This is a genomic window from Roseburia sp. 831b (genome assembly GCF_001940165.2).
Taxonomy (GTDB): Bacteria; Bacillota; Clostridia; order Lachnospirales; family Lachnospiraceae; genus Roseburia.
Map to the genome: position 1 here is coordinate 1148243 of NZ_CP135162.1, position 21522 is coordinate 1169764.

21 protein-coding genes are annotated in these 21522 nt (G+C 40.2%); 19 read left to right on the forward strand and 2 right to left on the reverse strand.

Translation table 11 applies throughout. The annotated features are described in order from the left end of the window. Positions 1–33 precede the first annotated feature (33 nt). The 14 genes from mutL (at position 34) to BIV16_RS05335 (ending at position 14770) form a co-directional block, all read left to right on the forward strand. The gene (mutL, locus tag BIV16_RS05270; RefSeq protein WP_075678912.1) at positions 34–2073 is read left to right on the forward strand and encodes a DNA mismatch repair endonuclease MutL; all 2040 of its coding nucleotides are present in this window, start codon (positions 34–36) and stop codon (positions 2071–2073) included. A gap of 54 nt (positions 2074–2127) precedes the next feature. Then, entirely contained in the window at positions 2128–3078 is a 951-nt protein-coding gene (gene miaA / locus BIV16_RS05275) for a tRNA (adenosine(37)-N6)-dimethylallyltransferase MiaA (protein WP_075678910.1), read from the forward strand. A gap of 1 nt (position 3079) precedes the next feature. After that, positions 3080–4378, forward strand: a complete 1299-nt coding sequence (locus tag BIV16_RS05280; protein ID WP_075678908.1) for a methionine gamma-lyase family protein — start codon at positions 3080–3082, stop codon at positions 4376–4378. Between the two features lie 71 nt (positions 4379–4449). Beyond that, complete coding sequence (radC, locus tag BIV16_RS05285) at positions 4450–5142, forward strand: RadC family protein (RefSeq protein WP_075678906.1); 693 nt, start codon at positions 4450–4452, stop codon at positions 5140–5142. Positions 5143–5165: 23 nt separating this feature from the next. Further along, entirely contained in the window at positions 5166–6182 is a 1017-nt protein-coding gene (locus BIV16_RS05290; RefSeq protein WP_075678904.1) for a rod shape-determining protein, read from the forward strand. A gap of 8 nt (positions 6183–6190) precedes the next feature. Further along, the gene (gene mreC, locus BIV16_RS05295; RefSeq protein ID WP_075678902.1) at positions 6191–7048 is read left to right on the forward strand and encodes a rod shape-determining protein MreC; all 858 of its coding nucleotides are present in this window, start codon (positions 6191–6193) and stop codon (positions 7046–7048) included. 1 nt (position 7049) lies between these two features. After that, the gene (gene mreD / locus BIV16_RS05300; RefSeq protein ID WP_075678900.1) at positions 7050–7568 is read left to right on the forward strand and encodes a rod shape-determining protein MreD; all 519 of its coding nucleotides are present in this window, start codon (positions 7050–7052) and stop codon (positions 7566–7568) included. 16 nt (positions 7569–7584) lie between these two features. Continuing rightward, complete coding sequence (locus BIV16_RS05305) at positions 7585–10458, forward strand: penicillin-binding transpeptidase domain-containing protein (protein ID WP_330546456.1); 2874 nt, start codon at positions 7585–7587, stop codon at positions 10456–10458. Between the two features lie 13 nt (positions 10459–10471). Beyond that, the gene (locus tag BIV16_RS05310; protein ID WP_075678896.1) at positions 10472–11164 is read left to right on the forward strand and encodes a septum site-determining protein MinC; all 693 of its coding nucleotides are present in this window, start codon (positions 10472–10474) and stop codon (positions 11162–11164) included. A gap of 33 nt (positions 11165–11197) precedes the next feature. Then, a complete protein-coding gene (gene minD / locus BIV16_RS05315; protein ID WP_075678894.1) occupies positions 11198–11998 on the forward strand; it encodes a septum site-determining protein MinD in 801 nt (266 codons plus the stop codon). Further along, complete coding sequence (locus BIV16_RS05320) at positions 11995–12237, forward strand: cell division topological specificity factor MinE (RefSeq protein ID WP_075678892.1); 243 nt, start codon at positions 11995–11997, stop codon at positions 12235–12237. The genes minD and BIV16_RS05320 overlap by 4 nt, the downstream gene beginning before the upstream one ends. Before the next feature lie 9 nt (positions 12238–12246). Continuing rightward, entirely contained in the window at positions 12247–13350 is a 1104-nt protein-coding gene (locus tag BIV16_RS05325) for an FtsW/RodA/SpoVE family cell cycle protein (protein WP_075678890.1), read from the forward strand. A gap of 15 nt (positions 13351–13365) precedes the next feature. Continuing rightward, positions 13366–13761 carry a methylglyoxal synthase gene (locus BIV16_RS05330; RefSeq protein WP_075678888.1) on the forward strand — a complete coding sequence of 132 codons (396 nt, stop codon included), beginning with the start codon at positions 13366–13368 and terminating at the stop codon, positions 13759–13761. A gap of 64 nt (positions 13762–13825) precedes the next feature. Further along, positions 13826–14770, forward strand: coding sequence for a D-alanyl-D-alanine carboxypeptidase family protein (locus BIV16_RS05335; protein ID WP_143524682.1), 945 nt, complete (start codon positions 13826–13828; stop codon positions 14768–14770). Positions 14771–14853: 83 nt separating this feature from the next. Here BIV16_RS05335 and BIV16_RS05340 read toward each other — a convergent pair whose 3' ends face one another. Continuing rightward, on the reverse strand, positions 14854–15066 hold the full coding sequence (locus BIV16_RS05340; protein ID WP_075678886.1) for a DUF378 domain-containing protein: 213 nt from the start codon (positions 15064–15066) through the stop codon (positions 14854–14856). A gap of 186 nt (positions 15067–15252) precedes the next feature. Here BIV16_RS05340 and BIV16_RS05345 point away from each other — a divergent pair, with 186 nt between their 5' ends. Continuing rightward, positions 15253–16629 (forward strand): HlyD family efflux transporter periplasmic adaptor subunit, encoded by a 1377-nt coding sequence (locus tag BIV16_RS05345; RefSeq protein WP_075678884.1) that lies wholly within the window; start codon positions 15253–15255, stop codon positions 16627–16629. 126 nt (positions 16630–16755) lie between these two features. Here BIV16_RS05345 and BIV16_RS05350 read toward each other — a convergent pair whose 3' ends face one another. Further along, positions 16756–18030, reverse strand: coding sequence for an IS110 family transposase (locus tag BIV16_RS05350; RefSeq protein WP_075680211.1), 1275 nt, complete (start codon positions 18028–18030; stop codon positions 16756–16758). Between the two features lie 295 nt (positions 18031–18325). Between BIV16_RS05350 and BIV16_RS05355 the strand changes: the two genes are divergently transcribed. The 4 genes from BIV16_RS05355 to aroB are packed head-to-tail and all read left to right on the forward strand — an operon-like array spanning position 18326 to position 21460. Continuing rightward, positions 18326–19018: a YggS family pyridoxal phosphate-dependent enzyme gene (locus tag BIV16_RS05355; RefSeq protein ID WP_075678880.1), complete on the forward strand. Its 693-nt coding sequence runs from the start codon at positions 18326–18328 to the stop codon at positions 19016–19018. A gap of 43 nt (positions 19019–19061) precedes the next feature. Beyond that, the gene (locus tag BIV16_RS05360) at positions 19062–19598 is read left to right on the forward strand and encodes a cell division protein SepF (RefSeq protein WP_075678878.1); all 537 of its coding nucleotides are present in this window, start codon (positions 19062–19064) and stop codon (positions 19596–19598) included. A 2-nt stretch (positions 19599–19600) separates the two neighbouring features. Then, positions 19601–20350, forward strand: a complete 750-nt coding sequence (locus BIV16_RS05365) for a YlmH family RNA-binding protein (RefSeq protein WP_075678876.1) — start codon at positions 19601–19603, stop codon at positions 20348–20350. A gap of 15 nt (positions 20351–20365) precedes the next feature. Then, positions 20366–21460 carry a 3-dehydroquinate synthase gene (gene aroB / locus BIV16_RS05370; protein WP_075678874.1) on the forward strand — a complete coding sequence of 365 codons (1095 nt, stop codon included), beginning with the start codon at positions 20366–20368 and terminating at the stop codon, positions 21458–21460. Positions 21461–21522 lie beyond the last annotated feature (62 nt).

The following is a 21522-nucleotide window of genomic DNA, read 5'->3' on the forward strand; positions in this document are numbered from 1 at the left end:
CATCAGACGGTAACCGGAAAAGGAGGAAAGAGAATGCCAGAAATTACATTGCTTAGTCAGGAAACCATTGATAAAATTGCAGCCGGTGAAGTGATTGAACGACCATCCTCTGTTGTAAAAGAGCTTGTCGAAAATGCAATTGATGCAAAAGCGACCGCAGTCACCATCGAGATTAAAGAAGGTGGCATCTCTTTTGTCCGTATTACCGACAACGGATGTGGCATCGAAAAAAATCAGGTGCCACTTGCATTTTTGCGTCATTCCACAAGCAAAATCAAATCCGTAGAAGACTTAATGTGTGTCCACTCCTTAGGCTTCCGTGGTGAGGCACTTTCGAGTATCGCTGCAGTCGCACAGGTAGAACTTATCACAAAGCCACTCGAAGCCATGACCGGAACACGTTATGTGATTGAAGGTTCCAAAGAAAAAGAGTTAGAGGAGATTGGTGCACCGGATGGAACTACATTTTTAGTTCGAAATCTGTTTTACAACACACCGGCGCGTAAAAAGTTTTTAAAATCAGCCCCGACGGAGGCAAATTACATCAGTGATCTGGTGGAACGGCTTGCATTGTCCCACCCGGATATTTCGTTTAAATATATCCAAAACGGGCAGACCAAAATGCACACGTCTGGAAATTCCAACCAAAAGGATTTGATTTATCACATCTACGGTCGTGATATTGCGGCATCTTTACTGCCGGTTTCGATTGAAACGCCATACTTTAAGGCAGAGGGATTTATTGGAAAACCAAATGTATTTCGTGGGAACCGCACGTTTGAAAATTATTTTATCAATGGAAGATATATCAAAAGTTCGTTGATTGCACGTGCCATCGAGGAAGCATACAAAGGATATCTGATGCAGCACCAGTATCCATTTTGCGTGCTTCATTTTACGATGGAACAGGATGAATTAGATGTCAACGTACATCCAACCAAAATGGAACTTCGTTTTGGCAATCAGGAGGCCATCTATAAAGCGCTCTATGAAGGAATTCGAAACCTTTTGGCGCATAAGGACTTCATCGCGGATGTCCCTGTTGATGAAAAAGAGGAAAAGGCTAAGAACAAGCCCGCAATCCCGCATGTTCCAGAACCATTTGAAGTACGAAGAATCAATGATATTCGAAAATCAGTAGCCATCGACAGTCCCTACGAAAGAAAGTACCCAACGCGCCCGGACCCGGTTTACCGCAATCATAAGCCAGTCGATACGGTAGCGGAGAATAGTACCTATCAGACTGCGGCAAAGGCACCGGAGGATGTGGCAAAGCCACTGGAAATAGATACAACTTTGCCAATTCAAAAATCAGTTTCAACAAAATCGTTGTCTGTCTCTGAGTTTCTCGCAAAAAAAGCAGAGGAAACGAAAAGTATGGACTTACAAAATCAGCCCACAAATTTTGAAACCACATCAAGTGCCTTAGATGAAACAACATACGAACAGCAGGAACTGGCAGGTCTTAGCAGTCAGTTTTTGACAAAAGATGCAAGGAAAAAGCATAAAATAATAGGGCAGCTGTTTGATACCTACTGGCTGATTGAATATGAGGACAAGTTGTTTATCATCGACCAGCATGCAGCACATGAAAAGGTATTATATGAAAAAACCATGGCAAAAATCAAAGAAAAATCATTTGATTCCCAGGTTTTAAGTCCACCCATTATTTTAACTTTACAGCCGCAGGAAGTAGAGATGCTGCAAAAATACAAGGATACGATTGCAACGTTCGGCTATTCTGTCGAGCATTTCGGTGGAAAAGAATACGCGGTCAATGGAATCCCGGCAGACTTTTCCGGGATTGATGTAAGAACCATGTTTCTTGAAATGCTAGACGATTTTACAACGCTTAGCGGAAAAGATGGCCCAACTGTCATTTTAGAAAAAGTAGCTTCGATGTCTTGTAAAGCTGCGGTGAAAGGGAATAACCACCTAAGCCGTCCTGAGATTGAGACATTGATTGATGAACTTTTGCAATTGGAAAATCCCTACCATTGTCCGCACGGAAGGCCAACGATTATTTCCATGACCAAATACGAGATTGAAAAGAAATTTAAACGAATTGTATAAACAATCACAATTATTTCAAAAATAATGACAATAGCAGGAAGAAAGGTTTCTACAATGTGTAAAAAACCGATGATTATTTTGACAGGACCGACTGCGGTCGGGAAAACAGCACTTTCCATTGACCTTGCAAAAGCCATAAACGGCGCGATTATTTCCGCAGATTCCATGCAGGTTTACCGTCACATGGATATTGGTTCCGCAAAAATTACAAAAGAAGAGATGCAGGGCATTCCTCACTATCTGATTGATGTGTTAGAGCCACAGGAGGAATTCCATGTTGTAAAATTTGTGGAATTGGCAAAGGCTGCATTGAATGAAATTTACGCCAACGGCCAGATTCCGATTGTGACAGGCGGAACCGGCTTTTACATACAGGCACTTTTATATGACATTGATTTTACAGACCAGGAATGTGACGAAGCATACCGTGAATCCTTAGCACAGATTGCAAAAGAAAAAGGAGCTGATGTCCTCCATGAGATGCTTCGTGAGGTTGATCCGAAATCAGCCGAGGCCATCCATGCAAACAATGTAAAACGTGTGATACGGGCCTTGGAGTTTTATCATTTGTCCGGGCAGAAAATATCCGAACACAACGAGACAGAGCGGGAAAAGACATCTCCGTACCAGTTTGCCTACTTTGTACTAACAGACGACCGCACGCACCTTTATGAACGGATTGAAAAACGTGTCGATCTAATGATGGAGCAGGGACTTTTAGATGAAGTAAAAAATTTAAAAGCGATGGGCTATCACAGGGATATGGTTTCCATGCAAGGCTTGGGCTACAAAGAGATTCTAGATGCCCTCGATGGAAAGATAACCTTAGATGAGGCTGTTTTAAAAATCAAAAAAGAAACCAGACATTTTGCAAAACGCCAGTTGACATGGTTTAAAAGAGAGCGGGATGTCATCTGGTTTGATAAAGAAAAATATGATTATCGCGATGACGTTATTTTGTGCGATATGATTCAGATACTGAAAGAAAAGGAGATTTACCGGTAACATGAGTAAGTTAATGGAGGCTCAGTACGAGCAATTAGGAATTTGCAAAGAAGTTTATGAATTTGGAGAAAAGATTGAAGAATCTTTAAAAGAGCGTTTTAAAGAAATCGATGAGCGTGCAGAATTTAATCAGATGAAAGTCATCAAGGCAATGCAGGATAACCGTGTCAGTGCCGAGTGTTTTAACAGCACAAGCGGTTATGGATACAATGATTTAGGACGTGACACGCTAGAACAGGTGTACGCATCATGCTTTAAGGGTGAGGACGCGCTGGTTCGCCCACAGATTACCTGTGGTACCCATGCCTTAGCCTTGGCTTTGATGTCAAATCTTCGCCCTGGTGACGAATTATTATCCCCTGTTGGAAAACCATACGACACCTTAGAGGAAGTGATTGGAATCCGTCCATCCAAAGGCTCCTTGGCAGAGTACGGCGTCTCTTACCGTCAGGTTGACCTGTTAGAAGACGGCGAATTTGACTACGAGGGAATCAAAAAGGCCATCAATGAAAAGACAAAATTGGTGACCATCCAGCGTTCCAAAGGATACGCTCCAAGAAAAACACTTTCCGTCAAAAGAATCGGGGAATTGATTTCCTTTATTAAAAATATCAAACCGGACGTCATCTGCATGGTGGATAACTGTTACGGCGAATTCGTAGAAGAAAGAGAGCCGCTTGAAGTCGGGGCAGACATGATTGTCGGTTCCTTAATCAAAAATCCAGGTGGCGGATTGTCCCCAATCGGCGGTTATATCGTAGGAAAAAAAGAATGCGTGGAAAATGCAGCGTATCGTTTGACATCACCAGGACTTGGAAAAGAAGTCGGAGCATCCCTTGGTGTTATCCAGTCCTTCTACCAGGGATTTTTCCTTGCACCAACCGTTGTAAGCGGAGCCTTAAAGGGCGCTATCTTTGCTGCAAATATCTATGAAAAATTAGGTTTTTCGGTTGTCCCAAATGCAACAGAATCCAGACATGATATCATTCAGGCCATTACATTTGGAAATCCAGATGCCATGTGTGCTTTCTGTGAGGGAATCCAGGCTGCAGCACCGGTTGACAGCTATGTAACCCCAGAGCCATGGGCAATGCCAGGGTATGACAGCGACGTTATCATGGCGGCAGGTGCATTTGTACAAGGCTCCTCCATTGAATTAAGCGCAGACGGTCCAATCAAGCCACCGTATGCCGTATATTTCCAGGGCGGACTTACCTGGTATCATGCAAAATTAGGAATTCTGATGTCTTTGCAAAAACTTTATGAACGAAAACTTGTGAACCTCGACTTGTTGTGCTAGAATATTATGTGAGTTTTTGAGTAGATACTGGTTGACATAAATGACTGTTGGGAGAGTAGACAGGAGAATGTATGAATCAGTACCCAAAAGTGAAAGATTTACCAATGTCTGAGCGTCCTTATGAGAAATTCGAACACTACGGACCAGCCGCATTAAGTGATGCAGAATTACTTGCTGTCATCCTTCGTTTTGGAGGAGCAAGCGGAAGTTCCATCCAGCTTGCACAGTCAATTTTGATGGAACGCAATCAAAATCTTTTGAATCTGTTTGACTTATCGTTAGAAGAGTTACAAAGCCTTCCGGGTATTGGAAAAGTAAAGTCGATACAGTTAAAATGTGTTGCAGAGCTTACCAAACGGATTGTGAAATCAAAGCGCAAAGATCCACTTTGTATGACAGATGCAGCCACGGTTGCAGCATACTATATGGAGCAGTTAAGACATGAACAGCAGGAGCAATTGATTGTTGCAATGTTTAACACCAAATGTGACTGGATAGGCGATGCCATAATCAGCGTTGGCAGCGTCAATACATCCTTTGTATCGCCGCGCGAAATCTTTTTAAAAGCTTTTGAGAAAAAAGCCGTTTATCTGATTCTGCTGCACAACCATCCAAGTGGGAATCCGACGCCTTCGAAAGAAGACATGATTGCAACCGAGAAAATTGCAAAAGGCGGCGAACTTCTTGGAATTGATTTGGCAGATCATATCATTATAGGTGATAATCAATACTTTAGTTTTAGAGAAAGAGGACTTCTTACATAAGATACGTCCGAAGGGAGAAAAGAATGACAAACAACATTTACGGAATTGATCTTGGAACATGCAATATGAAGATTTATTGCAAATCCAGTGGCAAGATCTTAAACGAGAAAAATACAATCGCACTGGTGCAGAAAGACCAGATTTATTCCTATGGAGATGCTGCATACGCGATGTATGAAAAAGCACCGGAAACCATTCAGGTAACATTTCCGGTTGTCAGTGGTGTAATCGCAGATTTCAATAATTTACAGAATATGATTTTTGATTTCTTGGAAAAACATATGAAGGGAAAAGTAAAAGGTGCTGACTTTATTGTAGCAGTGCCAACCGATATTACAGACGTTGAAAAGCGTGCCTTTTTTGAGATGTTTTTCAAGAGCAGAATGAAACCAAAGAATGTACTCCTTTGTGAAAAACCAATTGCAGATGCGGTTGGACTCGGACTTGATGTCAACGAACCAACCGGTATCATGGTAGTTGATATGGGAGCAGACACTACCGAGATTTCTGTTATCTCATTGGGTGGCCTCGTATTAAGTGATTTGCTTCACTTTGGCGGTAACCGTTTGGACGAATCCATCATCAATTACATTAAGAGAACCTACAACCTGGTAATTGGACAAAAAACCGCAAAGTCTTTGAAGGAGATTTTAGGTTCCGGAATCGCTGGAAGAACAGATTCTATGGTTGTGGTAGGACGTGATGTGGTAAGCGGTCTTCCAATTGAGATGGAAGTGACAGCAGATGTTATCTATGAGGCAATCAAGGACAACCTTGCTTCCATCTGTAACTCCATCAAAATGATTTTAGAGAAAACTCCACCAGAACTTGCAAAAGATATCATCCACTCTGGAATTTACATTACCGGTGGCGGATCTTTGATTCACGATGTAGATACCTTATTCCAGGAGATTACCGGTATTCAGATTAACACCTGTGAGAATCCGGAAGAATGTGTCGTAAGAGGACTTGTAAAGATTGTTTCCGACGAGAAATTCAAACATCTTTCCTTTAGTCTTAAGAATAAAATTTTGAAATAGGAGCAAATATGAGACGGAAATCAAAATTTAATTTTCCAGCAAAATACCTTTTGATTGGGTTGACCGGAATCTGTGTTGTTGGTATGTTGGTCAGTTTTACACTCAACATATCCGGTGGCCCTTTAAACACCGCAGCTGGCGTTGTCTTTGTCCCAATGCAAAAAGGAATTAATTCTGTTGGAGAATGGATTTCAAACAAGGCATCTGCACTAAAAAGCTTAAATGATGTTATGGCAGAGAACAAAGAGTTGCAAAGCCAGGTTGATAAGCTGACTTCCGAACTGAATACAACAAAGTTAGAGCAATACGAATTAGAAAATTTAAGAGAACTGTACGACCTGGATCAGAAATATCCAAGTTACAAAAAAGTTGCTGCAAATGTTATTGGCAAAAGCAGTGGCAACTGGTTCTCTACCTTTACGATTGATAAAGGTTCCGATGATGGTATTGAAAAAGATATGAATGTAATCGCCGGCAGCGGTCTGGTTGGAATTGTCACTGACGTCGGACCAAACTATGCGAAAATATGTTCGATTATCGATGATACCAGAAAAGTAAGTGGTATGGTTTCTACAACCTCTGATAATCTGATTGTCTCCGGTAATTTAGAGAGCATGAATGAAGATATGGTCATTAATTTTTCGAATCTTCGCGATTCTGATGATCAGGTTCAGGTTGGAGATCCGGTTGTGACCTCCTATGTCTCCACCGAATACCAGCAAGGCATTTTAATTGGTTATATCAGTTCCATCAAGACAGATTCTAATAATCTGACAAAATCTGGAACCATCACACCTGCCGTAGATTTTGAGCATATGGAAGAAGTTTTAGTCATTTTGGATAAGAAACAGACAGTAGAGGATTAAGATGAGAAGAAAAATCACAGTTTTTATCATAATAGCCGTCTGTTTCTTACTGCAGACGACACTTTTTCAGGCATTATCATTCGCATCTATCTCACCCAACCTGCTGATTATTGTGACAGCATCGTTTGGTTTTATGCGAGGGAAAAAAGAAGGGTTATGGATTGGCTTTTTTAGCGGCTTACTGCTAGATATTTTTAGCGGAAGTATATTAGGCTTTTATGCGTTGCTTTATATGTACATTGGTTATATCAACGGATGTTTCCGCAAAATGTTTTTCCCGGAGGATATTAAACTTCCATTGGCGTTGATTGCAGGAAGTGATTTGACCTGCAACTTTGTCATTTATATTTTAAGATTCTTCTTCCGCGGGAAATTCCAGATTGGATACTATCTGTTCCACATTATTTTACCGGAACTGGTATATACCATGCTGATTACGATATTTTTATATTTTGTAATCCTCAAAATAAATCAACGTCTTGAAGTGATAGAAAAAAGGAGCGCAAGTAAGTTTGTTTGAGCATATAAAAGATTTTTTGAAAGACATACTAAAATCCAGACTTCTCGTGGCTGCCATTGTCATGATTGTGTTGTTTGGCATTATGATTTTACGCGTTTTTGTCTTACAGGTCGTAAATGGAAAAAGCTATCAGGAGAATTATAAACTCAAAATTGTAAAAGAGCGTACTATCAATGGTACACGTGGTAATATTTATGATTCTGAGGGAAATTTACTGGCATACAATGAACTCGCCTATTCCATTACAATTGAAGATAATGGTAACTACGATTCTACAAAAGAAAAAAACATTTCCTTAAACGCTGAGATTGCAACCATTATCTCTGCTTTAGAGAAAAACGGAGACAGCATTGACAATGATTTTGAAGTTTCCTTAAATGATGATGGAACTTATGCATTTAACGTAAGCGGAACCGCTTTAAAACGTTTTCTTGCGGATGTTTATGGTTCTACTTCTTATGATAACCTGACGTTAGCTTATGGGAAAAAGCTTCATCTTAACTATAATCCGGCAGAAGCAACACCGGATCAGGTAATCGAATATCTTTCCAGTAAAGAACAATTTCGAATTAATGTTGGGGATGAAAATGTTCCAACCTATTCCCAGAAAGAGCTTTACGAAATCGTAGTAGTCCGATATGGAATGTATGAAAACAGTTACAAGAAATACATTTCGACTACCATTGCATCAAACGTATCCGAAAATACCGTTGCCTACATCAGTGAGCACTCGAATGAGATTCAGGGTGTAGAGGTAGTAGAGGATACGATTCGAAAATACAACGACAGCAAATATTTTGCGTCCATCATCGGATACACGGGTAAGATTTCCCAGGAGGAATACGACACCCTGTCAAAAGATGATGACAGTTATACTTTAAATGATATCGTCGGAAAAGCCGGTATCGAACAATATATGGATACACAGCTGCAAGGAAAAAAAGGATACGAAAAACTCTATGTAGACTACCTTGGAAAAGCGGTTGAAGTTATTGACCGGAAGGAATCCAGTTCCGGAAATGATGTCTATCTTTCTATCCGGGCAGATTTACAAAAAGCGGTTTATGACCTGTTAGAGCAGGAGATTGCGGGAATTGTTTATAGCAAGATTGAAAATATCAAAAACTACGACTCCTCTAGCGCTGCAAGTGCATCCGACATTAAGATTCCAATTGATGATGTCTACTTTGCATTGATTAACAACAATGTCATTGACACCGATCATTTTGAGGCAGACGATGCAAGCGCAACCGAGCGCGCTGTTTATCAGGCATTCGCCTCCCGTCAGTCAACCTCACTTTCTATGGTAGAGGCTGAATTAAACGGCAGTACAAATACACCGTTTGCAAGTATGTCATCCGAAATGCAGGATTACATCACCTATGTCATTTCCTTTTTGAAATCAAACAAAGTACTTCTTACCGATAAGATTGATACCTCGGACGAGGTTTATCAGGCATGGAAAGAGGGTACGATTGGTCCGTCTGAATATTTAAACCATGCGATTTCAAAAGGCTGGATTGACATTACCACATTTGCCGTAGACGAAAAATATGCGGATTCCGCAGAAATCTATCAGGCTTTGTGCGATTATATTTTAGGGGATTTATCGACAGATTTATCCTTTTCCAAACTTGTTTATCAGTATATGATTAAAGAGGATGCGATATCCGGTCAGCAGCTTTGCCTGATTTTGTATGATCAGGGCGTTCTTACCTATGATGATGAGGAAATTGCCGCATTGACAAATGGTAATATCAGTGCCTATGATTTTATGAAAGAAAAAATCAAAAATTTAGAGATTACACCGGCTCAGCTTGCGCTAGATCCATGTTCCGGCTCCTGTGTTATCTCAGACCCGAATACCGGAAATATTTTAGCGCTTGTGTCTTATCCGGGATATGACAATAACAAGCTTGCCAATACGGTTGATGCCGACTACTTTAATTCCTTGAATTCAGATTTGTCCCTGCCGCTTTATAACTATGCGACACAGCAGCGAACTGCACCTGGATCTACCTTTAAGATGGTATCTGCAACTGCAGGTCTTGCGGAGCATGTGATTACAACAACAGAACAAATCAATGACTTAGGTAAGTACATGAACGTCAGCAATGAACCGGAATGTTGGGCGTATCCAGGATTTACCCATGGAAATATCAATGTTTCCGAGGCAATCCGTGATTCCTGTAACTACTTTTTCTATGAAGTGGGTTACAGACTTGCCACAAACAACTATACAACGGCATATGACGATGCACTTGGTATCTCAAAGATTCAAAAATACGCATCACTTTATGGATTAAATGATACAACCGGTATCGAGATTCAGGAAAATGACCCGAATGAGGCAGACAGTTATCCTGTCATGGCAGCAATCGGACAGAGTAATAATAACTACACCACGGTTCAGTTATCCCGCTATGTCACAGCGATTGCAAACAGCGGAACGGTATATAATTACAGCCTTTTAAGCAAGGTGACAAGTTCCGACGGTACGGTGCTTGAGACTTATGGACCAACGGTAAAAAATACCGTGGATGTTTTAGATGCTTTCTCCTGGGATGCCATCCACAGCGGTATGCGCATGGTGGTAACCGACAGTCTTTCTGAATATTTTGCAAACTTCCCGGTTGAGGTTGCCGGAAAAACCGGTACGGCACAGCAGACACCGACACGTCCGAACCACGCGCTGTTTGTTGGGTATGCACCTTATAACAACCCGGAAATTACAATTGCAACACGTATTGCATACGGATATTCTTCCCACAATGCGGCAGAAGTATCCCGCAATATTATGGCATATTATTTCAACATTGAAAGTGAAGATGAACTATTGAATGGTCAGGCAGAAAATCTGAATGCGACCTCAAATGGATTTACGGACTAGGAGGTGACAAAACATGGAACAGGCAGTCATCCTGAAAAGTGAAAAGAACGGGCTTCATCTACATTTGAATCCGTCCCTTCCTTTTCCAACATTGCTAGAAGAAATTGTAAAGAAATTTAAAGAATCGGAAAACTTTTTTAAAAACGCCAAGGTTGCGATTTCCTTTGGTGGGCGTGAATTGTCAGAAGAAGAGGAAAACCAGATTGTAGATGCCATTTCCTCAAACACCCGAATTCAGATTCTTTGTATTTTAAACCATGATGCAGTGACAGAAGAAGTCATTCGTCAAAAAACAAAAGCGCTGGTAGAGCTAGAACCGGAACCTGTACCGGTCGCAAAAAAAGCCTCCAGCAGTTCCATTTACAGGGGTTCCCTAAAAGATGGACAAGTTTTAGAGTCTACGGAGAGCCTCCTTATTATGGGGGATGTGCCTCCGACTGCAACCGTTATTTCGGTTGGAAATGTAATTGTATTAGGCTTGTTACAAGGTAAAGTACAAGCCGGTGCCAAAGGCGATGATACTTCTGTCATCGCAGCAACCCAGTTTGACCCGAACCGTTTTATGATTGGATCAAACTGCTATCAAAGAGAAGAAAAACGCAACCGCTTTTCTTTTAAATCCAAAAATAAGACTCCGGAGGCAAAGATAGCTTCTGTCTCCGAGGGGATTATTCATATTGTACCGTTAGAAGAATTTTCCTTTTAACCGGTACCAAATCATAACAGGAGGTCATTCTTGATGAGTGAAGTAATCACTTTCACATCAGGTAAAGGCGGCGTTGGGAAAACAACTACAACAGCCAACGTTGGCGCAGGACTTTCACAGTTAGATAAAAAAGTCGTATTGGTGGATGCTGATATCGGCTTACGAAATCTGGATGTAGTTATGGGACTTGAGAATCGGATTCTTTATACGATTGCAGATGTTTTAAATGGAAAATGCCGCTTGAAACAGGCATTGATCAAAGACAAACGCTTTCCGAATCTCTATGTCATTCCATCCGCACAGGCAAGGGCTGGATGCCAGATTACGCCCACGCGGATGAAAACTTTTTTTCAGGATTTAAAGGAACAGTTTGACTATATTCTAGTTGACTGTCCAGCCGGAATTGAGCAGGGATTTTTCAATGCAATTTCTGGAATTGACCGGGCAATCGTTGTGACAACTCCGCAGATTGCCTCCCTTCATGATGCAGATTGCGTCTTACAGCTTTTAGAGCATCAAAAGATACCAAAAATTGATGTCTTACTAAACGGTTATGACAAAAAAATGGTAAAACGCGGTCATATGTTATCCAATACCGATGTTGAGGAAGTTTTAGAACGTCCGCTGCTTGGCACGATTCCAAAAGACAATGCCGTAATTATCAGTCAAAACCAGGGCGAAACGATTTTTAACATTCATTCCAACCTGAAAATGGATTATGAGAAAATCTGTAACGCAATCATCTATGGAGCATCTGACGAGAGGTATCCTATAAAACGGACACCTGTCTTTTCCTTTTTCAGACGTGAGGAACGGAAGAAGGTGACTGTATGAAGACAGCACACAGATATCCTTTTTCCAACAGATTTGCAAAAGAACGCCTTCGCCTTCTCTTAGAGCAAAATCACAGAGAAATTGACGAGGAAACGGTCGAAAAGATTCAGGCAGAAGTCGGTACGCTTGTCACAAAATATCTGGATATTCCGCCTGAAAATATTGAAGTGAAAATTATACTAAAGGATGATCAGAAGAGGTCTTTTCGAGGGGACTTTTCTGAGAAGAAAGAGGCCTAGAACAAAAAAATGTTTAAACAGTACAAGATAAAAAATTATCGTTTTCAATTAATTTTATATGTCGTGATTCTTACCTTTATCGGTGTTCTTTTAGTAGGGAGTGCAAAACCATCCTTACAAAACAAGCAGTTTTTGGGAATGATAGGTGGAATTATTATTATGATTATCGTTTCACTTATCGACTATGGAATGCTTTTAAAGCTTTCCTGGCTGATTTATGCCGGTATGGTAGGACTTTTGGTGCTGGTAGAATTGATTGGTGATAACACAGGCGGTTCCCAGCGCTGGATTGATATGGGTGGATTCCGTTTCCAGCCATCTGAGCTTGCCAAGATTTTGATTGTGTTATTCTTTGCATATTTTTTCATGAAGCATGAAGACAATATTAACACACCAAAAACTTTAGTTAGCGCCTTTGTACTGGTTGGTATCCCGCTGCTTTTGATTTTAAAGCAGCCGGATTTATCTACCACCATCGTTACAACATTAATTTTTATTACCCTCTTGTTTGTATCCGGTTTGAGTTATAAAATAGTAGGGTGGGTACTGGCAATCTGTGTTCCGTCCGGAATACTTGGATTGGCCTTGATTATAAAGGGCAAACTTCCGTTTATACAACCATATCAGTTAAAACGTATCATGGCATGGCTGTACCCGGATGATTACCCAGACATAGCTTACCAGCAGCAAAATTCCATTATGGCAATCGGTTCCGGACAGTTGTGGGGCAAAGGTTTAAACAATTCCGCCGCCACTTCTGTTAAGAATGGAAAGTTTATTTTGGAGCCGCAGACAGACTTTATTTTTGCGGTGGCAGGAGAGGAACTTGGCTTTATTGGCACAGTTATTATCATAATTTTGTTGCTTTTCATCACAATTGAGTGTATATTAATTGCTAGAAAAGCAAAAGATTTGAGCGGAAAACTAATTTGCTGTGGCATCGCCGCACTGATTGGATTTCAAAGTACCGTTAACATCTTTGTTGCTACAGGGCTTTTCCCAAACACCGGTATTCCATTACCATTTGTAAGCTATGGATTGACATCTTTAATGTCTTTATATATTGGTATAGGCCTGGTCTTAAATGTCGGGCTTCAGCCCAAAAAATTTTAACAGGGGGTAACTTGAATGAACATAGGATTAATTGCTCACGATTCTAAGAAAAAACTTATGCAAAATTTCTGTATTGCATATAGAGGAATCCTTTGCAAAAATGAATTATTTGCAACAGGAACAACAGGACGACTGATTGAGGAAGTTGCGAACTTGAATATTCACAAATATTTAGCAGGTCATCTTGGCGGTGCACAGCAGCTTGGTGCGCAGATTGAACACAATGAAATTGACCTTGTCATCTTCCTTCGTGATCCACTTACACCAAAGTCTCATGAACCGGATGTTGACAGCGTGGTACGTCTTTGCGATACCCACAACATTCCACTTGCAACAAACCTTGCAACAGCAGAATTGCTGATTAAATCATTAGACAGAGGAGATTTAGAGTGGCGTGAAATGTACAAATAAATTTCGTTTTCTAAATATACATCGTATTGGAAAAATACGGTGTATATTTTGTGTTGTCTGTGTCATGTCGCTTTTCTTATGCAGCTGTGGTTCATCCACAAAAGAACTTGCACAGCCTTATGATGTCTTTGGAACACAGTTTTCTTCTGGACAGAATTCTGCCACAGATACCACATCGACTTATTTTGCCAAAAATCTGTGTGTGACAGACGGAACCGACATTGGAACCGATACCACAAACTCTGAGGTGGCAGATGGTGCAGGTGTTTTTAACCTTGCAACCAATACCGTAACGTACTCTAAAAACATCTATAAGAAATTATATCCGGCTAGTACAACCAAGATTTTGACCGCTTATATTGCGCTGCAAAAATGCGATTTAAATGAAATGGTTACCATCAGTGAAAATGCAGTAAACCAGACAACCGATTCTTCCATCTGTAACTTAAAAGCCGGTGACGTCATCTCTATGAGAGATTTGTTATATGGTTTACTGTTAAGAAGTGGAAACGACGCTGCAATCGCAATTGCGGAGCATATTTCCGGTGACATTGACCAGTTTGCCGCTTTGATGAACGAAGAAGCAAAAGAGCTTGGTGCGACCAATTCTAATTTTGTGAATCCAAACGGTCTTCCTGATGTGAATCACTATACAAGTGTATATGATATGTATCTGTTTTTCCAGGCGGCTTTATCGAATGAGACGTTTGTCGATATCATCAGCACCAAATCGATTGATGTCAGTTATAGCAATGCATCCGGTGAGACGACAACACAGACCTGGAACAATACAAACCAATACCTGCTTGGAAAGCAGACTGCTCCAGATGGAATTACAGTTGTAGGTGGAAAGACCGGAACTACCGGAGATGCCGGTTACTGCCTGGTTCTTTATTCTTACAATCAGAAGAATGAGCCTATTATCTCCATCGTATTTAAAGCAGACTGTAAGTCAAATCTTTACCTTTTGATGAACCAGATGCTCTCTGGATATGCAAATGAATCATAAAAAGAGTCAAAAACGGACATCTGAATGTTTCAAATGTCCGTTTTTTCCTTTTGTCTACGAAATATCTGACTTGAATAATGTCCTTAAGTCTCGTCCATGGAACGGATTCTGCCGTATGCGCTAAGCAGATAAAGCCCGCCGATTCCAACCAACGCATAAATAATACGTGACAGCCAGGACATATTTCCAAAAATAAAAGCAACCAGATCAAAGCGAAAAAATCCGATTAATCCCCAGTTGATTGCCCCGATAATGACAAGTGTCAGCAGCGTATAATCTAACCATTTGGTATTCATAGATGATCATCCTCCTTTTGGAATATAAAAAATATCTCTTTTCGTTAGTATGACATCTTTTTCCTGTCTTTATACAATCCTTGTTACTATTTTTGCAGAAATAATTTGGAACAAAAGTTGTGTTATACGCTTAAAAATGGTAGAATAGATATGTTGAATTTTTTTTGAAAAGGCGGTTTTAGTTCCTTGGCTAAAAATAAAAAAATCGTAAAATATCGAAAACCAATCCATATTAATATCGGTGTCATCATCTTTAGCATCATTCTTTTGTATGTGATTTTTAATATTTTTGTCTATCTGACGAAAGATCACATTTCCGTTTATGAAGTACAGCAGGGCACCATTGCAGAAAATAACGTATACAGCGGACTCGTTTTAAGAAGTGAAGTTCCGTATTATTCGGATTATACAGGCTCCTTGAATTACTATGTCAAAGATGCCTCCAAAGTCGCAGCCAACCAGATGGTTTATTCGGTGGACGAGGAGGGCAGCATTGCAAGCGCCATCAATGACGCCAACCAGGACGGCAGTAAGATGGACAGTGACAGTCTCTCGGAGGTCGAAGACTCCATCGATAACTTTAAAAACAGTTATAGCCGTGAGGAGTTTTATAACACCTATACTTTCCGGGATGATGTCAATTCCATGCTAAATGAGGCATTAAGCCAGAATGCATTAGACACGCTTTCCCAGGATGTTTCCACGGCAATCAATAATAATACCTTTCATCCGGTAAATGCGGCAGAATCCGGTGTTATCACCTATTACGTGGACGGATTTGAGGGTGTCACCGTGGATTCTTTTACCAAGGAGATGTTCCAGCAGTCCAATTACCAGAAGACCAATCTAAAAGCGAATGTCTCGGTTTCTGCCGGTGATCCCGTTTATAAGATGATAAACAGTGAAATCTGGAATATTATCGTGCCGATTGATGAGACAATGGCAACACGGCTTGCAGATCATACCGTTGTCGAGATTAAATTTTTAAAAGACAACAAGACCATGTATGCCTATTACGAAATCCGCGAGCAGGATGGTCAGAACTATCTGATTTTGACCTTGAAAAGTGCGATGATCCGCTATGCAAAAGAACGTTACCTTGAGATTGAACTTTTATTATCCGAGGAATCCGGACTTAAAATTCCAAACTCTGCGATTACGAAAAAAGAATTTTTCACAGTTCCGATTGCATACTTTTTGCAGGGAGATGATTCTAGTAATTTAGGCTGTCTGGTAAAGAAAGATTCTGGAACGGAATTTGTTTTACCAACCATTTATTACTCGGACGATACCTATTATTACATCGACAGCGAGGACGTGCAAAAGGGCGATATCCTGCAAAAGCCTGATTCCAATGAGCAATACACCATTGGTACCGATGTTGCAAGCTTAAACGGCGTTTACAACGTCAACAAGGGCTACGCCGTATTTAAACAGATTGATGTCATTTATCAGAATGAAGAATATAGTATTTTAAAAACGGGGACAACCTATGGTCTTTCCCTGTATGATCATATTGCACTTGACGGTTCCAAAGTAACCGAAAATCAGTTGATTAATTAAAACGTTTCAAATAGTAGGAGGATAGATAGTGTGAAAGAAAGTAGAGGACAGCCATAAATGGGCGCACTTTACTAAGCTGTCTAAATCAGGCAACTTTTTAGAGTGTTATAGATATAGTGAATTAGATTAAGAAGCTAATGGTTCATCAGGAGGAAGTATTCCCTCCCGTTGCAATAGTTTCTTGGCTTGCTTGATAGCTTTTGCCTTTTGTTTTTCAACAAGAGCTACAGGCATATCGATTTTGTAAAGATCGCTCGGATTCCACTGCTCACCAGTAGACAGCATCTGGTAGATGGCAGTAAGAATCATACGGGCAATAGCGATAATGGCTCTTTTCTTGCCACGACGTTTAACAAGTGATTCATATTTCTTTTTGTAGTAAGGAGATTTGTCAGATTTTACGGCTGCATGAGCACACTGTACTAATGCAGGTTTGAGGTAGACACCGGCACGTGTAATCCGAACAGATTTCTTCTTACCAGCAGATTCATTGCTGCCTGGTGTAAGACCAGCCCAGCAACATAAACGTTTGGAACTTGAGAACTGAGACATATCAGTACCGATTTCGGAGATGATAGTGATTGCACTATCACGTTTGACACCCGGAATGGTACAGAGGAACTGGACAGCATTTTCAAAATCAGGATTAGAAGAAATCATATTTTCTATCATTTTATCAACATCGTTGATTTCTGCTGTGATATAATCCATATGTGTGCGGACGAGGCGCACACGGTATTTTTGGGCATCAGTCATCTGATATCCTTCGACGGATTCTATAACAGCATCTTCTTTGGATTTGAGGCTCCGAAGAAGCTTAGATGCGATTTCTTCGTGGTTAATGGATGTACCCGATTGTTCAAGCAGATAGTCGATAATGGACATGGATGACTTCCCAAAGATATCGGAAACAACAGAATCTAATGCAACATTACAGACAGTAAGAGCATTCTGATATCGATTCTTTTCACTTGAACGGCAGGAAACAAGCTTGTAACGATAGCGAGTGTATTCCCTGAGAATACGGACTATCTTACAAGGGATATAGCTGCCTTTGACAAGTCCGAGACGGAATAAATCCCCAATCCATTTAGAATCTTTGGTATCATCTTTGTTGCCTTTCACAGCCTTTACCCACTTGGGATTGGCAATGACAACATTGATCTCATCTTCCAGAAGATTAAAGACAGGAACCCAGTATTTACCTGTGGATTCCATACAGACATCATGGCAATCATTGTCGAGAAGCCATTGCTTGAATTCAAGAATTGAATTGTTAAAGGTGGAAAAGCGCTTCTTTTGGTAAGAAGGCTCAATGCCACCAGTGGTTTTTACAATTGTGGCAACGAGAAAAGATTTGTGAACATCGATACCACAACAGGTTTGATAAGTAACTTTCATAGTCAGACTCCTTTCGTGAATGATAAGAAGCCATTGACTGAACTGCCACACAATTAAACTAAGGTGCTTAAACAATTCTTAGTGTACGGATTCATGATGCCACTTATTTGTGCTTGAAAAGGCAGAACTTACACTGATTATTATGCTGTCTAAAACGAAGAAAGTTATTACAACTCCTCCTCCCGTGCTTTGTAGTGTAGCTTCTTGCAAACTATTTTACAGCACAGTGTAGAGAGTTGGAACACTTTCATTACTATTTGTGCCGCCAGCCGAAGGCGGCGGAATGGAGATTATTATGTTAAAAGAGAACCTTGCACAGGTAGAAAAAAATATTGAACTTGCCTGCAAAAAAGCAGGACGTGACAGAAGTGAAGTCACATTGATTGCGGTAAGCAAAACAAAACCGGTTGAAATGCTTCAGGAAATTTACAATGAGGGAATCCGCGATTTCGGAGAAAATAAAGTACAGGAATTAGACCAGAAAATGCCGGTAATGCCAGAGGATATCAAGTGGCATATGATTGGTCACTTACAGCGCAATAAAGTCAAATATATTGCTGGAAAAGTGGCATTGATTCATTCCGTTGATACATATCGTCTTGCAGAAGAGATTAATATCCAGGCGAAAAAGAAAAATGTAATCATTCCAATTTTGATTGAGGTGAACATCGCACAGGAAGAATCCAAGTTTGGAACCTCCAAAGAAGATGCTATCCTGCTTGTAGAGGAAATCTCGAAATTAGAAAATGTGCGCATCAAAGGATTGATGACAATTGCGCCAAATGTATCCGATCCAGAAGAAAACCGTCTTTATTTTCGTGGAATCAAGCAATTATCTGTTGACATAAGAAATAAAAACATAGATAATGTATCTATGGATATTTTGTCCATGGGCATGACAGGAGATTATATGGTTGCAATTGAAGAGGGTGCCACCATGGTTCGTGTTGGAACCGGAATTTTCGGTGAACGCAATTACAACAAATAAAATTCTCGCTAAAATGTAGGAGAAAAGTAATAGGAGATTATCAATGAGTGTTTTAGATAAATTTTTGAACGTAATGAAATTAAATCCGGATGACGATGATGATGAATTTTACAACGAGGATTATGATTATGACGATGATGATTTCGAAGATGAACCGGTAAAGAAGAAATCTGCGTTCCATAAAGAGCCAGTAGAAGATGATTACGAAGACGAGAATGTCAGATCCAGAGAAAGAGCTGTGAAAACAACTCCAAAGATTACACCAATTCGTGGTTCAAAGAAACAGGGGGCTAATATGGGAGTTTGTGTCATTAAACCAACATCTGTCGAAGATGCAAGAGAGATTACAGAGACACTGTTATCAAATCGTACAGTTATTTTAAATATGGAAGGATTGAATGTTGATATCGCACAAAGAATCATTGATTTCACATCAGGTTCCTGCTTTGCCATCAGCGGTAATTTACAGAAGATTTCCAATTATATCTTCATTATTACACCGTCTTCCGTCGATGTATCCGGTGATTTACAGAGCATTATTGATTCTTTTGATATTCCAGGCACTTCAACAGAATTTTAATTATGAACGAACAGGATTTATGTAAAAAAAGACTAATTGACCTGTCCAAACAGGCAAATCGAAAGGGAATCGTTTTATTTAGCGATTTCCTTAATTTAAATGAGCAGACTATCTACCATCAATGTCAGAATTTATTGGAAACCAAGACCCAATCCTTTGGTGGAAGAGATTTTTGTGAGCGTCAGATGATAGCGTTTATCCCTGATGCTCTTTATTATGAATGGGATTATCCGATTGCGTGCCTGAAAGCAACGCCGAATTATCCCAAATTTGCCGATAAACTGACACATCGCGATGTCTTAGGAGCATTGATGAATCTTGGAATCGACCGCTCCAAACTAGGCGACATTTTTGTGAGTGAACAGGCGTATTACTTTTTCTGTGAGGAAAGTCTGGTTCCGTTTTTTACAGAGAACTTAGGAATGATTCGGCACACCGTGGTATCGGTAGCGCCGGTAGATGCCGCTGATATCGATTTTTTGCAAAAGTTCGAGGAGAAGAGTGGGATTGTGACTTCCAACCGTCTAGACAGCATTCTAGCCAGTGTTTATAAATTATCGCGCTCTAAGGCCAGCGATTTGATTCAGGCAGAGAAAGTGTTTGTAAACGGAAGAAATATTGTATCAAATACCTATTTTTGTAAAGAAGGGGATATTGTCTCGGTAAGAGGCATGGGTCGTTTTGTCTATGTCAAAGCATCTGGTGAAACACAAAAAGGCCGCATCCGTTTTCAGTATAAACAATACTTATAAAAGGAGACTTATCTTATGGCAAAAACATTACCTGTTACCTTAAATGGTTTCTGGATTTATGACATTATGTTAGAACATGATTTTCATTCCTTTGCTGCGCAATGGGAAAAGTTGTACGGCAATACAACCACACGAAAAGTATGCATTGTATCTGACACCAATGTAGCACCTCTTTATTTAGAGGAGTTGAAACAAACTTTAAAAGACTGCAATGTCACCGTTTTCTCCCATGTATTTGAAGCCGGAGAACAGAGTAAAAATCTGGATACCGTTCAAAAGTTATATGAAGATTTAATTTTAAATCACTTTGACCGTCACGACGTTTTAATTGCACTTGGCGGTGGTGTAGTTGGCGATTTGACTGGTTTTAGTGCGGCAACCTATTTAAGAGGAATTGATTTCATTCAGGTTCCGACCTCCCTGCTTTCCCAGGTGGACAGCAGCATCGGTGGTAAGACCGGTGTGGACTTTAAACAGTACAAAAATATGGTGGGTGCTTTTTATATGCCAAAACTTGTCTACATGAACCTTTCAATGCTAAACACACTTCCGAAAAAGCAGTTAATATCAGGGATGGGCGAAATATTAAAACATGGTTTAATAAAAGACGAGTCTTATTTTTCCTGGTTAAAAGACCACAAATCAGAAATCAAAGACCTTTCCGATGACGTGATTGAAAAGATGGTCGAAAGATCCTGTGAAATTAAGCGTGCTGTGGTCGAACGCGACGCAAAAGAGCAGGGAGAGCGTGCCTTATTAAACTTTGGACACACCATCGGTCATGCAATTGAAAAACTATCAGATTTTTCCCTTTATCATGGAGAGTGTGTTGGTGTTGGCTGTATCGCAGCCTCTTATTTGTCAATGAAATGCGGTTACATTAACGAACATGATTTCCAATCCATTGAACAGGCTTTCCGCGATTTTGGTTTTGCAACAAGAGTGCATGGTTATGATGCAAAAGAGATACTTGCCACTACCAAATCAGACAAAAAGATGGTGGGTTCCAAAATCAATTTTGTTCTCTTACAGAAAATCGGAAATGCTTTTCTTACCAAAGAATTGACGGATGAACAGATTCTATCCGCCATTGAATACGTGATAGAATAGGTTGAAATTTCAAATGTTTTTGCAAAAATTATATTATGATTTAACTTTTGGAGGTGATTAGA

Bases quoted from the DNA above. Each gene is read 5' to 3' on its own strand.
- BIV16_RS05280 (WP_075678908.1), top strand. From the start codon at position 3,080: ATGAGTAAGTTAATGGAGGCTCAGTACGAGCAATTAGGAATTTGCAAA.
- radC (WP_075678906.1), top strand. From the start codon at position 4,450: ATGAATCAGTACCCAAAAGTGAAAGATTTACCAATGTCTGAGCGTCCT.
- BIV16_RS05325 (WP_075678890.1), top strand. From the start codon at position 12,247: ATGTTTAAACAGTACAAGATAAAAAATTATCGTTTTCAATTAATTTTA.
- BIV16_RS05320 (WP_075678892.1), top strand. From the start codon at position 11,995: ATGAAGACAGCACACAGATATCCTTTTTCCAACAGATTTGCAAAAGAA.
- BIV16_RS05350 (WP_075680211.1), bottom strand. From the start codon at position 18,030: ATGAAAGTTACTTATCAAACCTGTTGTGGTATCGATGTTCACAAATCT.
- mreC (WP_075678902.1), top strand. From the start codon at position 6,191: ATGAGACGGAAATCAAAATTTAATTTTCCAGCAAAATACCTTTTGATT.
- mreD (WP_075678900.1), top strand. From the start codon at position 7,050: ATGAGAAGAAAAATCACAGTTTTTATCATAATAGCCGTCTGTTTCTTA.
- BIV16_RS05330 (WP_075678888.1), top strand. From the start codon at position 13,366: ATGAACATAGGATTAATTGCTCACGATTCTAAGAAAAAACTTATGCAA.
- mutL (WP_075678912.1), top strand. From the start codon at position 34: ATGCCAGAAATTACATTGCTTAGTCAGGAAACCATTGATAAAATTGCA.
- BIV16_RS05290 (WP_075678904.1), top strand. From the start codon at position 5,166: ATGACAAACAACATTTACGGAATTGATCTTGGAACATGCAATATGAAG.
- BIV16_RS05335 (WP_143524682.1), top strand. From the start codon at position 13,826: ATGTCGCTTTTCTTATGCAGCTGTGGTTCATCCACAAAAGAACTTGCA.
- minD (WP_075678894.1), top strand. From the start codon at position 11,198: ATGAGTGAAGTAATCACTTTCACATCAGGTAAAGGCGGCGTTGGGAAA.
- aroB (WP_075678874.1), top strand. From the start codon at position 20,366: ATGGCAAAAACATTACCTGTTACCTTAAATGGTTTCTGGATTTATGAC.
- BIV16_RS05340 (WP_075678886.1), bottom strand. From the start codon at position 15,066: ATGAATACCAAATGGTTAGATTATACGCTGCTGACACTTGTCATTATC.
- miaA (WP_075678910.1), top strand. From the start codon at position 2,128: ATGTGTAAAAAACCGATGATTATTTTGACAGGACCGACTGCGGTCGGG.
- BIV16_RS05355 (WP_075678880.1), top strand. From the start codon at position 18,326: ATGTTAAAAGAGAACCTTGCACAGGTAGAAAAAAATATTGAACTTGCC.
- BIV16_RS05360 (WP_075678878.1), top strand. From the start codon at position 19,062: ATGAGTGTTTTAGATAAATTTTTGAACGTAATGAAATTAAATCCGGAT.
- BIV16_RS05310 (WP_075678896.1), top strand. From the start codon at position 10,472: ATGGAACAGGCAGTCATCCTGAAAAGTGAAAAGAACGGGCTTCATCTA.
- BIV16_RS05365 (WP_075678876.1), top strand. From the start codon at position 19,601: ATGAACGAACAGGATTTATGTAAAAAAAGACTAATTGACCTGTCCAAA.